Below are 15,691 nucleotides of genomic sequence, written 5' to 3'. Positions count from 1 at the left end.
CCTTATGAATCGGAATCGCGAAGGCTTGGGCCCTGGCTGGAGCTGCCGCCATCGCCGCCACGCAGCGTGTGGGCGGCGGTGGTCGCGGCATGGGTGAGTTGCTGCCTGCGATGCAGGCGCTTGGCCCAGGCCGGCTGCTCGGTGGATGGAGGTCGTGCGGCGGCTTCGCTGGTGCTCTGCGTCCCAGCAGCTGCCCCCGATGCCGATCCGGCGTCATCGGGTCGGAAGGAAGCAGCGACACGCTCCTTCATCGAGCGCGCTCCGTCGGCCACCTTCTGTCCGGCGGCCTGCGCACCGGTCTTGGCCACGTTGCCCACGCCGGCGGGGGCACCCTTGAGGCTGCCACCGGCCGGGGCGGAACCTGCCTGGTACGCCGACCGGGCGCTGCCGGCGGTCGATGCCATCGAGCGGGCCCCGTCCCCAGCCATCCTCGCGGCGGCGGGTGCCATGCGCGCCCCAGCCGCCACGGCGCTGCCGACGCCAGAGGCCGCTGCGCCGACCGCGACGGCGGCGCCGGCCGCCCCAACGGCAGCACCGGCCATCGCGCCAGCGCCGAGCTGCGGGCCGCCCGATACCAAGCCCGTCGCAATGCCCGGACCGAAGATGCCCAGGGCCAGCAGTGACAGCGAAGCCAGCATGATGACCAGTGCCTGGTCGATGGAGGGCTCGGAGCCCGGCGGTATCCGGAATTCGGCGAACAGCCCCGAGCCGATGCCCACGATGACGGCAAGCACCAGTACCTTGATGCCTGAGGACACCGCGTTGCCCAAGACCTTCTCGGCGAGGAACGCAGTCTTGTTCCAGAGGGCGAACGGCACCAGCACGAAGCCCGCCAGCGTGGTCAGCTTGAACTCGATCAGCGTGACAAAAAGCTGCACCGCCAGCACGAAGAAGCTGACGATGACCACCAGCCACGCGAGGAACAGCACGACGATGGGCGCGATGTGGATGAAGACCTCTGGGAAGCCCGCCATCTCCCGGATCTGGTCGAGGATGGGCGCCGCCGCGTCGATACCGGCCTTGGCCAGCCGTCCCGGTTGCAGGAAGTTGCCCATGCTCAAGGTCGAGCCGCTGGCCGTCAGGCCCAGTCCGGCAAAAGACCGGAACAGGATGCCCGCCAGGGTGTTGAAGTTGCCGATGATGTAGGCGAAGGCACCGACGTACAGCACCTTGCGGATGAGCTTGGCGATTACGTCCTCGCCCTGGCCGGTGGCATGGCCCATCGCCCAGAACAGCCCGGCGAGCGTCATGTCGATGACGATCAGCGTGGCCGTGAGGAATGCCACCTCGCCGTGCAGCAGGCCGAAGCCCGAGTCGATGTAGCGCGAAAAGGTGTCGAGGAAACGATCAATGACCGATACGTCATTCATGGCCCGGCCTCGTCAGCGGCTGTAGAAATCGACGGGCTGCGGTGTGTACGGCGTGCCTGACCCCAGGAAGCGGCGCGTGACTTCGCGGCCCCGCTCCACGGCGGCGGCCTGCCGCGCCAGCTCCAGCGAGGCCGCGCGGTCCTGCGTGATCTGCAACCGCTGCGTCTGGATCGACTGCTTGGCCTGCAGGGCTAGCAGCTGGTTCATGGCCTGCATCGCCTGGAGAGCGCCCACGGCGGACTGGCTCTTGCCCACGAGGTCGGCCAGCACGCCCTCGTCATCGCTGAGGTTCTGCGACGCCTGGGCCTGCATCTGCATGGTGGTCTGCAGGCCAGTGAGCGTGTTCTTCCAGCGCTCCTGCGCGTCGCGGTACATCTGATTGCCGCTGACGGTGGCGGCGTACTGCTCGGGGTACAGACGCTGGAACATCTGGTCCATGTTCGCCACGTCGTAGGCCATGCCCTTGGCCTGGGCGATGAGCCGCTGGGTGGTCGCTAGGTTGGCGCGCAGCTGGCCCACCACGCTGGACGGCAGGCTGGCCAGGTTGCGCGCCTGGTTGATGAGCATCTGCGCTTCGTTCTGAAGCTGGCGGATCTGGTTGTTGATCTGCTCCAGCGTGCGAACGGCGGTGAGCGTGTTCTGCACCAGATTGGTCGGATCGAACACGATGTCGCCGACGCCGAACAGTGCATGCGCGGGCTGCGCGATGCCGAAGGCGAGCACGCAGGCGGTGGTCAGCGCGGCGAGCTTGTGGGTATGGGTTTTCATGGCAGGTTCTCCTGGGGATGGCTGGGGATGGGGGCGGCACCCGGCGCGGGGCCGGGGAAATCGCGCAGCAGATCGGCCGCCCAATCGAGGCTGCAGTGGCGCAGCCAGGCGGCTGCGAACGGGGTGGAAGCGGAAGGCGTGGAGGTGCTGGCGGCAGCGAGCACCGCGTCGATGTCGCGCTGGTCTTGCGGCGTGGATGCGCCCGCAAAGGCCAGCGTCGCGGTTCCCAGGTCGAGGTCGAACAGGCGATTGCCCAGGCGCGATTGGTAGTAGTAGTCGCGCTTGGGCTGCGCCGTGGCGACGATCTCGATTTGCCGCCTGTTGAGGCCGAAGCCCTCGTAGATGGTGCGAATCTGCGGCTCGGTCGCCTGCGGGTTCGGCAGAAAGATGCGGCTCGCGCAGCTCTCGATGATTGCGGGCGCGATGCTCGAATCCTTGATGTCCGCCAGACTCTGCGTGGCGAAGATGACGCTCACGTTCTTCTTGCGCAGCGTCTTGAGCCATTGGCGGATGCGCGCCGCGAACACCGGGTCATCGAGGAACAGCCACGCTTCATCGAGGATCAGCAGCGTCGGTGCGCCGTCAAAGCGTTCATCGAACCGTGCAAAGAGGTAATGCAGCACGGCCATGACGGCGGCCTTGTTGTGCATCAGCTCTTCCATCTCAAAGCACTGCACGGAGCCGGAGCCCAGTCGATCCGAATCCGCGTCCAGCAGCTTGCCGTGGGCGCCGCCGAGCACATAGGGCGCGAGCGCCTGCCGCAGCGCGTTCGATTGCAACAGTACGGAAAGGCCCGTCATCGTGCGCTGCTCCACCGGAGCTCCGGCCAGGCTTCCCAGCGCCGACCAAATGGCCACCTTCTCCTCGGGGCCGACGGCCACGCCCTCATGCCGCAAACGGCCTTCGATCCATTCAGCCGCCCAGGTGCGGTAGCCCTCGCGGTCGATGCGCGCGAGTGGTTGGAAAGCGATCTCGCCATCCAGCCCAAGGTCGTAGTGCTCGCCGCCCAGGCCCAGGATCGTGGCGCGCATCGAGCGCCCCATGTCGAAGGCGAAGATGCGCGAGCCGCGATAGCGCCGAAACTGCATCGCCAAAGTGGCGAGCAGCACGGACTTGCCCATACCGGTTGGCCCAGCCACCAGCGTGTGGCCCACGTCGCCGATGTGCGTAACCAGCCGGAACGGCGTCGCGCCCTCAGTGCGCGTGACGATCAGCGGCGGGCCGTCGAGATGCGCGTTCTTCTCCGGCCCGGCCCATACCGCCGACACCGGCATCAGGTGCGCCAGGTTCAGCGTCGAGACGATGGGCTCGCGGACGTTGGCGTAGGCATGGCCCGGAATGGACGACAGCCACGCATCCACGGCGTTGAGCGTTTCGGGGATGGTGACGAAGCCACGCCCCTGGATGACGCGCTCCACCCTGCGCAGCTTCTCGTCGGCCACGGCGGCATCCGCGTCCATGACTGTGACGGTCGCCGTCACGTAGCCGAAGGCCACTTGATCGCTGCCCAGCTCTTGCAAGGCGGCATCAGCATCGGTGGCCTTGTTGCTGGCGTCGGTATCGACCAGCGGGCTTTCCTGCTGGAAGATCGTCTCGCGCAGCAGCGCGATCACGTTTTTGCGCTTGGCGAACCACTGGCGGCGTAGGCGGGAAAGCTCTTTTTCCGCATCGGCTTTGTCGAGGCAGAGAAAGCGCGTACTCCAGCGGTACGCAAAGCTGAGACGGTTGAGGTCATCCAGAATCCCCGGCCAAGTCGAAGTCGGAAATCCCCGCACCGTCGCCACGCGCAGGTGCTGGTCGCCCAGCATCGGTGCCAGTCCGCCGATCAGCGCGGAATCGGCCAGCAAGGCATCGAGGTGGAATGGCACCTCTGGCACGCCCACGCGGTAGCGCCGCGTGGAAATAGTCGAGTGCAGGTAGGTCAGCGTCTGGCTGTCATCGAGCCACGCAATCTCCGGCATCACACCATCGAGCAGGTCGAAAATCCGATCCGTCTCCGCGACGAACGCGGTCAGGCGCTCACGCCAGTCCACGCCCTCGGTCGGACGGTTCTCGTACAGCATTCCGACCGCACGGGCGCGGGCCTCCTCGGGCGGTAGATACACCAGCGTGAGGTGATAGCCGCTCTCGAAATGGTTGCCGGAGTCCTCGAAGGCTGCCCGTCGCTCTTCGTCCACCAGCCAGGACAGCGGCTCGGGAAACTCCGAGTGCGGGTAGTTGGCGGCGGGCCGGCGCTCGGCTTCGATGAACAAGGCCCAGCCCGAACCCAGCCTGCGCAGCGCGTTGTTCAACCGTGCTGACGTAGAGATCAGCTCGCCCTGCGTGGCACTGTCGAGGTCTGGCCCCCGAAAGCGCGCCGTGCGCTGGAAGGAGCCATCCTTGTTCAGCACGACGCCCGGAGCGATCAGCCCGGCCCAAGGCAGCCAGTCAGCCAGCAAGGCCGGGCGCTGGCGGTATTCGGCAAGGTTCAGCATGCGATATCTCCCTTTGCCCCTACACGTCCAGCAGCGGCCGGTGCTTGATATGGCGCGCGAAGACTTGCATGAACTGCGGATCGACACGCGCGCCCCAGACCGCCAGCGCATGGCCGGCGATCCAGAGCACCACGCCCGGAATCCACAGTTGCAGGCCCAAGCCCACGGCCGCGGCCAAGGTGCCATTGGCAATCGCCACCGTGCGCGGCGCGCCGCCCAGCAGGATCGGCTCGGTCAGCGAGCGGTGCAGTGGCACTTCGAACCCCGGAGCGAACCCCTGCACGCCATCGTGGGCCGCGCTCATACGACAGCCCCGCCCGAGAAGCTGAAGAACGACAGGAAGAACGAGGACGCGGCAAACGCGATCGACAGACCGAAGACGATCTGGATCAGCTTGCGAAAACCGCCCGAGGCATCGCCGAAGGCCAGCGCCAGGCCCGTGGCGATGATGATGATGACCGCGATGATCCGGGCCACCGGACCCTGGATCGACTCCAGGATGGATTGCAGCGGCCCCTCCCAAGGCATCGAGGAACCGGCGGCCTGCGCGGTGCCTGCGAGCAGCAGCGTCAGCGCCGCGAGCATCAGGCCCTGCAGGGCTGGGCGTGCCAAGCCATCCAGCCGCGCGGGACGGCAGCGCAGGGCAAGCGGGTTTGCAGAAATACGGAAAGCAGGAACGATCATCTGCGTCATGGCAGTTCTCCAGGTTGGTCAAGGGACAGGGAAGAAAGGTCGGACTGCGACAGCAGCTCCGGGAATGGAGCCTCCAGCGCATCCGCCAGTTGGTAGCCCGCGCCATCGAAGCCGACGACGCGGGCGATGCTCTCGATGCGGCGCTTGCGTCCGCGCCCGGCGATGTGGATGACCACGTTGACCGCTTCCGCGATCAGCGCACGGGGCGGGTTCTCCGCCACTTCGAGAATCAGTTGCTCCAGGCGCAGCAGCGCGCCCAGCGCGGAGCCGGCGTGGATGGTGGCGATGCCGCCGGGGTGGCCCGTGCCCCATACCTTGATGAGATCCAGCGCCTCGGCACCACGCACTTCGCCAACGATCACGCGATCCGGGCGCAGGCGCATGGAAGAGCGCACCAGCTCGGTCATCGACACCACGCCCTGGCGCGTGCGCAGCGGTACGTGATCGCGCGCCGCGCATTGCAGCTCCACCGTGTCTTCAAGCACCAGCACGCGGTCACCGGTAGCGGCAATCTCGGCGAGCAAGGCATTGGCGAGCGTGGTCTTGCCCGTGCTGGTGCCGCCTGCGATCAGGATGTTCTGGCGCTCGCGCACGGCGCGCACCAGCAGGCCCGCCTGCGCGGCGGTCATCATTCCGTCCTCGATGTAGCGCGACAGTGGGATCACGCCAAAGGCGCGCTTGCGCAAGGCGAAGGCCGGCCCCGGCGCGGCGGGCGGCAGGATGCCCTCGAAGCGTTCGCCCGTCTCGGGCAGCTCTGCCGTCAACAACGGCTGGCCCCGATGAACTTCCGCGCCAACGTGAGCTGCAACGAGGCGGATGATGCGTTCGCCATCGGCCTCGGACAGCTCCACGCCCATCGGCGCGCGGCCCGTGGACAGCCGATCCACCCAGAGCGTGCGGTCGGGGTTGAGCATGATTTCCACCACGTCTGGGTCTTCGAGCGCGGCAGCGATCAGCGGCCCCATGGCCGTGCGCAGCATCTGGATGCGGCGATCCAGCGAGGTGGCCGTGAAGGAGGAAGGAACGGCGCTCATAAGGCACGCTCCTGGGCATCCGCGACGGCCGCAGCGCCCTCCGGTCGCGTCGGATCGGTGTGCAGTTCCTCCACCACATCCCGCACCAGGCTGCGCCCGCGCAGCAAATGCCGTCCGAGCTGTTCGACGAACTGCTCGAAGCGGGCCTTGCCCTGGGCGCGAGCGGCATCCTGATGGGCCTCGGGCACGGGTGTGCTCACCGTGAGGAAATAGCGGATGAACAGCGCCAATGTTTCGATGGCAATGTTCTGGTCGCGCTCCAGGCGCTCGGCGTGGCGCGACAGGCGGTCCAGCCGCTTGGCAATTGCCGCCTCGCGCTGGTCGGCCGCATCGGGCGACAGCCAGGAGGCCAGGGCCGCCGCGACGATGCTGGACTTGGACACGCCCTTCTTGGCGGCCAGTTCATCGAGCCGCTTGCTGTGCTCCGGCTGGATGAACACATTGAGGCGGTGTTGGGTCATAGGTCGATTCCGTCGTCAGGGTCGAGGGAAGCCAGCCGGGCCGTGCGCTGCAGGGCCGGATCGAGCTGGCGAGGAAGGGGATGCGGCATGTCGTCGTCATCGAGCAGCCCGAGGTCGGCTGCGGGCGCAACCAGGTCGGGGTCGTAGGTGACGGCTTCGGAAAGTTCGGGCTGGCGGCGTGGGCCGCTGTCGTCGGCCGAACCCAGGTTCTCCAGCCCATCGGCGGCGTCGGCCGTCGGTGCGACCGGCATGGCGGGAATCGCCAGCCCGCTCCAGTCGTCGGTGCGTTCCGGTGGCACATCGGCATAGCGCCCCTGCATGGACAGGGTTGCAAGCACCGGCGGCGGAAGCACGCGCCGCTTGAAATTGCTGTCCGCGTAGTAGCGCAGCTTCTTGGCCTTGATGGGCGCCACGCTGGACACCATCACCACGGCCTCGTCGGGCGGAAGCTGCATTACCTCGCCCGGCGTGAGCAGCGGACGTGCCGTCTCCTGGCGCGACACCATCAGATGCCCGAGCCATGGCGCGAGCCGGTGGCCGGCGTAGTTGCGCTGCGCGCGCAGCTCGGTCGCGGTGCCCAGCGTTTCGGAGATGCGCTTGGCGGTGCGCTCGTCGTTGGTGGCGAACGTCACCCGGACATGGCAGTTGTCCAGGATCGAATGGTTCTGGCCGTAGGCTTTGTCAATCTGATTGAGCGACTGGGCGATGAGGAAGCTGCGGATACCGTAGCCGGCCATGAAGGCCAGCGCCGTCTCGAAGAAGTCCAGGCGCCCCAACGCAGGGAACTCATCGAGCATCAGCAGCAGCTTGTGGCGGCGCTCGATCCCATCGGAGCCATCGAGCGATTCGGTGAGGCGCCGCCCGATCTGGTTGAGGATCAGGCGAATGAGCGGCTTCGTCCGCGATATGTCCGAAGGCGGCACCACCAGATACAGCGATACCGGATGCTCGGCCGCGATCAGGTCAGCGATGCGCCAGTCGCAGCGTGAGGTGACTTCGGCCACCGTGGGATCGCGGTACAGGCCAAGGAACGACATGGCCGTGGACAGCACGCCGGAGCGTTCGTTGTCGCTCTTGTTGAGGACTTCACGCGCCGCCGATGCGACGACCGGATGCGGCCCATCGCCGAGGTGCGGCGTGGTCATCATCCGGTGCAAGGTCAGCTCGAACGGGCTGGCCGGGTCGGAGAGGAAGTTGGCGACGCCGCGCAGCGTCTTGTCTTCGCCCGCATAGAGCACATGGAGGATGGCGCCGACAAGTAGCGCGTGGCTAGTCTTTTCCCAATGGTTGCGCCGCTCCAGTGCTCCTTCGGGATCGACCAGAATGTCTGCGATGTTCTGCACGTCGCGCACTTCGTGCGCGCCGCGCCTCACCTCCAGCAGTGGGTTGTAGGCCGACGACTTCGCATCGGTCGGGTTGAACAGCAGGCAATGCGAGAAGCGCGAGCGCCAGCCGGCGGTGATGCTCCAGTTCTCGCCCTTGATGTCGTGAATGACGGCCGATGCAGGCCAGCTCAACAAGGTGGGAACCACCAGGCCCACGCCTTTGCCCGAGCGGGTAGGCGCGAAGGTCAGAACATGCTCTGGGCCTTCATGTCGCAGGTACTGCTGGCGATGCTGGCCGAGGAACACGCCCGCAGGCTGGTCAAGCCCCGCCTTGCAAATGTCCTCCGCGTTGGCCCAGCGAGCCGTCCCGTAGGTCGTGACCAGCTTGGACTGGCGCGAGCGCCAGATCGACATGCCGATGGCAACCACCACCGCGATCAGGCCGCTGCCTGCGGCAATGGCACCGCCCACGTCAAAGACATGCGGCGCGTAGGCGTCGAAGAAGAACCACCACTCGAACAGGCGCCAGGGGTGATAGACCGGCGTGCCGAAGAAATCGAACCACGGCGAGCCCAGGCGTAGCTGGTAGCCCAGGGCGGCGGCCGTCCATTGCGTAGCGCTCCATACGCCAGCGATCACGATGCCGAAGACAACGGCAATCTGACCGAACAGCACGTTCGTTCCTTGCATTGGTCAACCTCCCACTACGGCACAGGAACGTGCCGTAGTGCCGAGGATCAAGGCGAGCGTGCAGGTCGGTCAAAGACCGTTGTGGCGGGGATTCAGGCCAAAAGAGCCAGACTTATTGCTGTGGCGAAGACAATAAAAATGCCGCATGCGCGAGCGCGCTGCGGCGTGATGAGGTAACAGTGAGACCTTCGTCGCGGCGCCGCGACGGAGGGGTGCCCTATTGAGGCTTCTGCTCCGGCCGATCACCGAAGAAGCGGCGATTCGCGGCCTCGGCGGCACGTCGGCAGAGTTCTTCGCCGGCCTTCGCGCGCTCTTCCTTGCACAGGCGCTGGACTTCCTTGAGACGCTCAGGATGGGCCACGAGGAAGTCCACGGTTTCCGTCGGTTGGGATGGCCCACAGGAGGCTGTCAGTGCAGCGGCCATCAGCAGCGACAGGAATCGGGGCATGGCTTGGGTCCTTTCAGCAGGTGGATCAGGAGTCCTCGGCGGCGCTGGAGCCATCCGCCGAATCAATGGAGTCCACTCGTGCGATGAACCGAGCCAGCATTTCGGAGGGCTCCACGTCACGGTGCAGCAGATACGTGGCCAGCATCTGCGACTTGCCCGCCAAGCGCCGGGCCACAACACCTGGCCCACGGCCGGATGCAATGTGCGCGGCGCCCGCCAAACCAAGTGCCAATCCGGCGGAGACTAAGGTCATCATCACCTCATAGGACGCCACGCGCTGGGCGATCAGTGGCTGTTGCTCGTAGCGCTGCAAAACGCGATCAACTTGGCGTGCATGGCCTTCGCATATCGCCGGATCGCATAGCGCCAGCGGATAGCGCAGCACTTCTTCCAACGGAACGTGCTTGTGGGCCAGCACAGGATGGCGAGCTGGGACCGCCACCATCAGCTCGTCTTCCCACGCAGGCCTGACCACAATGCCGTCGCCCACCTCTTCGGCCATCGAAAAGCCGACGTCATACAGGTCATCGTGCAGACCCTTGATCTGTTGGTCCAACGGCACCTCAAATAACCGAATGTCAATCTCTGGATCTTCCTCTCGGCACCGTGCCAGCAGCGTCGGCATTCGCGAGGGCGTGATGCCATCGGACAAAGCGATGCGCAACTGTCCCTGAAACCCACTGGCGGCGGACTTGACGCCGTCACACGCCTGTTTCAGAGCTTCGAAGATTCGCGGCACCCGCTCCAGGAATGCCATTCCGGCAAAGGTCAGGCGGGTGCTTCGCGTGGTTCGCGTGAACAGTTGCGCCCCGAGCTCTTCCTCTATCTCCTTGATGGTGCGCGACAAAGGGGACTGATCGATGTGCAGCTTTTCCGCTGCGCGGCCAAAGTGAAGTTCTTCGGCCACCGCTATAAAGCAACGCAAATGCCGAAGCTCCATGGTGTATCTCATCCAAGTTAAAAGGCCTTGACGAGTTCCGGCACAGCCGCGAACAGGTCCGCCTCCAGCCCGTAGTCGGCCACGCTGAAGATCGGCGCCTCCGGGTCCTTGTTGATCGCCACGATCACCTTGGAGTCCTTCATCCCCGCCAGGTGCTGGATGGCGCCCGAGATGCCGGCGGCCACGTACAGCTGCGGCGCCACGATCTTGCCCGTCTGCCCCACTTGCAGGTCGTTGGGGGCGTAGCCCGCGTCCACCGCCGCCCGGCTGGCGCCAATGGCCGCGCCCAGCTTGTCGGCCAGCGGGGTCATGACTTCGTCGAACTTTTCCTTGCTCCCCAGCGCCCGGCCGCCCGAGACGATGATCTTGGCGGCGGTGAGTTCGGGGCGGTCGCTCTTGGCGATTTCGCTGCCCACGAAGCTGCTCTTGCCGGCGTCTGCTGCTGCTGCGGTGGTTTCGACGGCGGCCGAGCCTCCGGTGGCGGCGGCGGCGTCGAAGCCGGTGGTGCGCACGGTGATGACTTTGGTGGCGTCGCTGCTTTGCACGGTGGCGATGGCATTGCCGGCGTAGATGGGGCGTTCGAAGGTGTCGGCGCTCACCACCTTGGTGATGTCGCTGATCTGGGCGACGTCGAGCTTGGCGGCCACGCGGGGGGCCACGTTCTTGCCGCCGGCCGTGGCCGGGAACAGGATGTGGCTGTAGTTGCCGGCGATGGCCAGCACCTGGGCGGCCACGTTCTCGGCCAGGCCGTGGGCCAAGCCTGCGGCGTCGGCGTGGATGACCTTGGCGACACCGGCGATCTGGGCGGCGGCTTGTGCGGCAGCGCCGACATTGTGGCCGGCCACCAGCACGTGCACGTCGCCACCGCAAGCGGCTGCAGCCGTCACGGTGTTCAGGGTTGCGCCCTTGATGGATGCGTTGTCGTGTTCAGCAATAACGAGTACCGACATTTAGATCACCTTCGCTTCGTTCTTGAGTTTTTCGACCAGGGCGGCCACGTCAGCCACCTTCACGCCGGCGCCGCGCTTGGCGGGTTCGGTCACCTTCAGGGTCTTCAGGCGCGGGGCGACTTGAACGCCGAGGTCTTCGGGCTTGATGGTGTCCAGCGGCTTTTTCTTGGCCTTCATGATGTTGGGCAAGGTGACGTAGCGCGGTTCGTTCAGACGCAGGTCGGCGGTGATGACCGCGGGCAGCGTGAGGCTAAGGGTTTCCAGGCCGCCGTCCACTTCGCGGGTCACGGCTGCCTTGTCGCCGGCGAGCTCGACCTTGGAGGCGAAGGTGGCTTGCGGTAGACCGGCCAGCGCCGCCAGCATCTGGCCGGTCTGGTTGCAGTCGTCGTCGATGGCCTGCTTGCCCAGGATCACGAGGCCGGGCTGTTCCTTGTCGATCAGGGCCTTGAGCAGCTTAGCCACGGCCAGCGGCTGCAGTTCTTCATTGGTCTCGACTAGGATGCCGCGGTCGGCACCGATGGCCATGGCGGTGCGCAGCGTCTCCTGGCATTGAGACACGCCGCACGAGACGGCGACGATCTCCGTTGCCGCGCCTTTCTCCCTGAGCCGCACAGCCTCTTCGACGGCAATCTCGTCGAAGGGGTTCATGCTCATCTTGACATTGGCGATGTCCACGCCGCTGCCATCGCTCTTGACGCGGACCTTGACGTTGTAGTCAACCACCCGCTTGACGGGAACCAGGATTTTCATGGGAGGGTTTCCTTTCAGGATCATTCAGAGTTGATCGTCCGCCAGGGCCAGCGTGCTGGCGGCGCCGCCCGTGACGATGTCGCGCAGCATCGGCGCCTGCACCAGGACATGCGCCGCGTAATGGCTGGCTGTGGCGCGCTTGGTACCGAGAAAGCCCGCATCGCCCGCGCCCGCCGCGAGTTGCGCGGTAGCGGCTTCGGCCATGCGCGCCGACAGCCAGCCGCCGATCACGGTGCCCGCCAGCCGCAGGAAGGGCACGGCGCCCGCCGCGCACTGCGCGGGTTGACCGTCGTGGGCCAGCAGCCAGTCGACCGCTTCGTCCAGCGCCTGGGCAGCGGCTGCCAACGCGCGGCCGATCTGCGCCAGCACTGCATCGGGCGATTCGACCAACCGGCGCGCATCGCCGTCGATGCGGCCCAGCAGCGCCTTCAGCGTGCGCCCGCCCTCGCGTGCCAGCTTGCGGCCGATCAGGTCGTTGGCCTGGATGCCCGTGGTGCCTTCGTAGATGGTCGTGATGCGCGCGTCGCGCATGTGCTGGGAGGCGCCGGTTTCCTCGACGTAGCCCATGCCGCCATGCACCTGCACGCCGTCGGACGTGATGCCCTGCGCGCTGTCGGTACACCAGCCTTTGACCACCGGTATCAGCAGGCCGACCAGGGCCTGCGCCTGCGCGCGCTCCTGCGCATCGGCGTGGCCCGCGGCGCGGTCCATCTGACCGGCGCAGAAGTAGGCCAGCGCGCGCATGGCCTCGGTGCGGGCCTTCATGTCCATCAGCATGCGCCGCACGTCCGGGTGGCCTGCGATGGCGGTGCTGCCGCTGATCAGCGGCTTGCCCTGCACCCGCTCCAGCGCATAGGCGCGTGCGCGCTGGTAGGCGCGCTCGGAAATGCCCACGCCTTCCAGGCCAACGTTCAGCCGCGCGTGGTTCATCATGGTGAACATGCAGGCCAGCCCCTGGTGCGGCTCGCCGACCAGGTAGCCGATAGCGCCGCCGCTGTCGCCAAAACTCATCGACGCCGTGGGGCTGCCGTGGATGCCCATCTTGTGCTCAATCGACGTGCAGGCCAAGTCGTTGCGTTCGCCCAGGGTGCCATCGTCGTTGACCAGGTACTTCGGGCAAAGGAACAGCGAGATGCCTTTCACCCCCGGTGGCGCATCGGGTAGGCGCGCCAGCACCAGGTGCACGATGTTCTCGGCCATGTCGTGCTCGCCCCAGGTGATGAAGATCTTGTTGCCGCTGACGCGGTAGTGGTCGCCCTCGTGTACGGCACGGCTGCGCAGCGCGGCCAGGTCAGAGCCGGCCTGGGGCTCGGTGAGGTTCATGGTGCCCGTCCAGCGGCCCTCGACCATGGGTGCCAGGAAGCGGCGCTGGAGTGCGTCGCTGCCATGGTGCGCAATGGCCTCCACCGCGCCCAGCGTGAGCATCTGGCACAGGCTGAACGCGAGGTTGGACGACTTCCACATCTCCAGCACGGCGGTGGAGACCAGCGTGGGCAGGCCCTGGCCGCCCCATTCGGTGGCAGCGGGCATGCCGTTCCAGCCGTTCTCGCAGAAGCTGGCCCAGGCTTCGCGAAAGCCGTCGGCGGGCGTGACCCGACCATCGTGCCAGCGCGCGCCCTGCACGTCGCCGGGGCGGTTGAGCGGATCCAGCACGCCAGCGGCGTAATTAGCCGCCTCCTGCAGGATGGCCTCGACCAGGTCGGGCGTGGTTTCTTCATGGTCGGGCTGGGCGCAGATCGCGTCCAGGCCGCCGACCTCTTTCATGGCGAACAGCATTTCGCGCAGGGGGGCTATGTAGACAGACACAGCGAATTTCCTTGATGGCTACGATCAGGCGTTTTGCGGCGTCTGTTGCGACGGGCGCAACTCGCGTGCAGCCTCTTGCGGGCCCACCGACGCCGGGCCGCCATGCCTGATGAACGCCAGAGCGATCGAGCCGATGATTCCGAAAGCCCCGATCACCAGGAAGTTCTGCTCCAGCGGCAGCTCAAGCGCAACGATCTGGCCGATTAGCAGCGGCGCCACGATCGCGCCCAGGCGCCCCACGCCGGAGGCCATGCCGATGCCGGTCGAGCGGATGGACATCGGGTAAAACTGCCCGCAGTAGGCATAGGCCACCAATTGCGCGCCGGTGGTGCAGGCGCCGACCGCGCCGATGATCAGATAACGCAGCTCGGTCGAGGTCTGGAACGTCATCAGGTACAGCAGCACGCCGCCCAGCGCATACATCGCCACCAGCACCCACTTGATGTTGAACTTGTCGGCGAGCCATCCGCCGCCCACGGCACCGATGATGGCGCCAACGTTCAGCGCGATCACGAAGCTGAGTGCAGACCCCAGGCTGTAGCCAGCCATCGCCATCAGCTTGGTCAGCCAGCTGCTGAGCGCATAGACCATGAACAGACCCGAGAAGAAGGCCACCCAGAACAGCATCGTGCTCAGGCCCCGCCCGTCCTGGAACAGGCGGGCAACCGGCGCACCCGCCACGCGGTCGGCAGCGGGCACGACGAACTGCGCGTCCGCCGGGTGCTTGCCCCCCGGCTGGAGATGGCGTGCCACTTCGGCGAGCTCGCCGTTGCGACGTTGAGAGATCAGGTAGGTCATGGACTCCGGCACCAACTTCAGGATGAACGGAACTAGCAGCACGGGCACCCCCGCCGCGATGAACACGGCCTGCCAGCCGTACTCGCCGATCAGTTGCTTGCCCAATACCGCGGCCAGGATGCCGCCCAGTGCGTAGCCCGAAGTCATCAGCGCCGTCATCAGGCTGCGGATCTTCTTGGGCGAGTACTCGACCATCTGTGCCACGATGACCGGCAGCACACCGCCAATCCCCAGGCCCGCGATGAAGCGCACCACGCTGAAGCTGATGGGATCCTTGGTGAATCCGGCGGCCGCGGTGAACACGCTGAACAGCATGACGCCAATGGAGAGGGCCCAGCGCCGACCAATCCGGTCGGACAGCGTGCCCAGAACCATGGCGCCGAACATCATGCCGAACAGGGCCGAACTGGCCATGAAACCGGCAGTCGATGCGTTCACGCCCATCTGCTGCATGATGGACGGCAGGGCGATGCCCATCACGGCGATGTCATAGCCGTCGATGATGAGAATCAACAGGCACCACAGAAGCACCTTGGCATGAAAGCGGTTGAAGCGAGCGTCGTCGGCGAGCTTCTGCATGTCGATTTGGCACACGTGTTTGTCTCCTTTGAGTTAGGCTCTGGATCGTGGGGCGGCGGTCATCGCCGCTCCGCTACATGTCGTCCAGCGCACACAAGGAATCCTAGGTGCCGGTGCTGCGAGCCGCGATGACGAAGCGCCCCGATCGAATGACAAACGGCCCCTTTCTGAGAGTCTGTTCAAGTGCACCAAGAGGTCAAGCGTCAAGCTGAATATGCTCGCCGCGTGCGGCTGGTGTTCCAGCACGAAGGGCACTTCGACCTGCTGGGAACACCCCGGCAGGGTTGGGTGCCCAGGGGCTCACGCCCCATCGTCGGCGCACGCCTGCAACGCCAGTACCTGTACGCCTTCGCTGCCGTTAGCACGCACGATGGCGTGATGGACTCTCTGGAGCCGCCCTGGGCTAACGCTGAGACAATGCCGGTGTTCCTGGCAGAGATGGCGCGACGCCATGTCGTCGAGTTCATCATCATGGTCATGGATCAAGCGGGTTGGCACATCGCGGGTCACTTGGATGTGCCACAGAATATGAGCCAAGAGTTTCTGCCACCCTACAGCCTTGAGCTGAATCCGGTCGAGCATCTGTGAAAGGTGCCGCGCCAGGA

The 15,691-nt window shown here is 66.1% G+C and carries 15 protein-coding genes; 1 reads left to right on the top strand and 14 read right to left on the bottom strand.

What is annotated here, in order from left to right:
* Positions 1-2: 2 nt before the first annotated feature.
* The 14 genes from trbL to Q9R47_RS01400 all read right to left on the bottom strand — a co-directional run bounded on the left by trbL (position 3) and on the right by Q9R47_RS01400 (position 15,101).
* Positions 3-1,370, bottom strand: coding sequence for a P-type conjugative transfer protein TrbL (gene trbL / locus Q9R47_RS01465; protein WP_027015128.1), 1,368 nt, complete (start codon positions 1,368-1,370; stop codon positions 3-5).
* Positions 1,371-1,382: 12 nt separating this feature from the next.
* The gene (gene trbJ / locus Q9R47_RS01460) at positions 1,383-2,138 is read right to left on the bottom strand and encodes a P-type conjugative transfer protein TrbJ (protein WP_154163160.1); all 756 of its coding nucleotides are present in this window, start codon (positions 2,136-2,138) and stop codon (positions 1,383-1,385) included.
* A complete protein-coding gene (gene trbE / locus Q9R47_RS01455) occupies positions 2,135-4,612 on the bottom strand; it encodes a conjugal transfer protein TrbE (RefSeq protein WP_154163159.1) in 2,478 nt (825 codons plus the stop codon). The genes trbJ and trbE overlap by 4 nt, the downstream gene beginning before the upstream one ends.
* 19 nt (positions 4,613-4,631) lie before the next feature.
* Positions 4,632-4,916, bottom strand: a complete 285-nt coding sequence (locus Q9R47_RS01450) for a VirB3 family type IV secretion system protein (RefSeq protein WP_154163158.1) — start codon at positions 4,914-4,916, stop codon at positions 4,632-4,634.
* Positions 4,913-5,305 carry a TrbC/VirB2 family protein gene (locus Q9R47_RS01445; RefSeq protein WP_154163157.1) on the bottom strand — a complete coding sequence of 131 codons (393 nt, stop codon included), beginning with the start codon at positions 5,303-5,305 and terminating at the stop codon, positions 4,913-4,915. Before Q9R47_RS01445 ends, Q9R47_RS01450 begins: the two co-directional genes overlap by 4 nt.
* Complete coding sequence (trbB, locus tag Q9R47_RS01440; RefSeq protein ID WP_027015133.1) at positions 5,302-6,339, bottom strand: P-type conjugative transfer ATPase TrbB; 1,038 nt, start codon at positions 6,337-6,339, stop codon at positions 5,302-5,304. The genes Q9R47_RS01445 and trbB overlap by 4 nt, the downstream gene beginning before the upstream one ends.
* Complete coding sequence (locus Q9R47_RS01435; RefSeq protein ID WP_012436232.1) at positions 6,336-6,800, bottom strand: CopG family transcriptional regulator; 465 nt, start codon at positions 6,798-6,800, stop codon at positions 6,336-6,338. Before Q9R47_RS01435 ends, trbB begins: the two co-directional genes overlap by 4 nt.
* Complete coding sequence (locus Q9R47_RS01430) at positions 6,797-8,815, bottom strand: conjugal transfer protein TraG (RefSeq protein WP_154163156.1); 2,019 nt, start codon at positions 8,813-8,815, stop codon at positions 6,797-6,799. The genes Q9R47_RS01435 and Q9R47_RS01430 overlap by 4 nt, the downstream gene beginning before the upstream one ends.
* Before the next feature lie 217 nt (positions 8,816-9,032).
* Positions 9,033-9,263, bottom strand: coding sequence for an EexN family lipoprotein (locus tag Q9R47_RS01425; RefSeq protein WP_027015135.1), 231 nt, complete (start codon positions 9,261-9,263; stop codon positions 9,033-9,035).
* A gap of 25 nt (positions 9,264-9,288) precedes the next feature.
* Positions 9,289-10,203, bottom strand: a complete 915-nt coding sequence (locus tag Q9R47_RS01420; protein ID WP_027015136.1) for a LysR family transcriptional regulator — start codon at positions 10,201-10,203, stop codon at positions 9,289-9,291.
* Between the two features lie 17 nt (positions 10,204-10,220).
* Entirely contained in the window at positions 10,221-11,153 is a 933-nt protein-coding gene (locus tag Q9R47_RS01415) for an electron transfer flavoprotein subunit alpha/FixB family protein (protein WP_154163155.1), read from the bottom strand.
* A complete protein-coding gene (locus Q9R47_RS01410) occupies positions 11,154-11,903 on the bottom strand; it encodes an electron transfer flavoprotein subunit beta/FixA family protein (RefSeq protein WP_015014594.1) in 750 nt (249 codons plus the stop codon).
* A 24-nt stretch (positions 11,904-11,927) separates the two neighbouring features.
* Positions 11,928-13,709 (bottom strand): acyl-CoA dehydrogenase, encoded by a 1,782-nt coding sequence (locus tag Q9R47_RS01405; RefSeq protein WP_043373373.1) that lies wholly within the window; start codon positions 13,707-13,709, stop codon positions 11,928-11,930.
* A 24-nt stretch (positions 13,710-13,733) separates the two neighbouring features.
* A complete protein-coding gene (locus Q9R47_RS01400; protein ID WP_162524646.1) occupies positions 13,734-15,101 on the bottom strand; it encodes an MFS transporter in 1,368 nt (455 codons plus the stop codon).
* A gap of 168 nt (positions 15,102-15,269) precedes the next feature.
* On the opposite strand from Q9R47_RS01400, the gene Q9R47_RS01395 reads away from it, so the two are divergent.
* Positions 15,270-15,674: a transposase gene (locus Q9R47_RS01395; RefSeq protein WP_154163153.1), complete on the top strand. Its 405-nt coding sequence runs from the start codon at positions 15,270-15,272 to the stop codon at positions 15,672-15,674.
* The last annotated feature ends 17 nt before the right edge of the window (positions 15,675-15,691 follow it).

This window comes from Acidovorax sp. PRC11, assembly GCF_031844105.1.
In the GTDB taxonomy this organism is placed as follows: Bacteria; Pseudomonadota; Gammaproteobacteria; order Burkholderiales; family Burkholderiaceae_C; genus Paracidovorax.
This window is presented reverse-complemented; position numbering and strand designations above follow the sequence as displayed.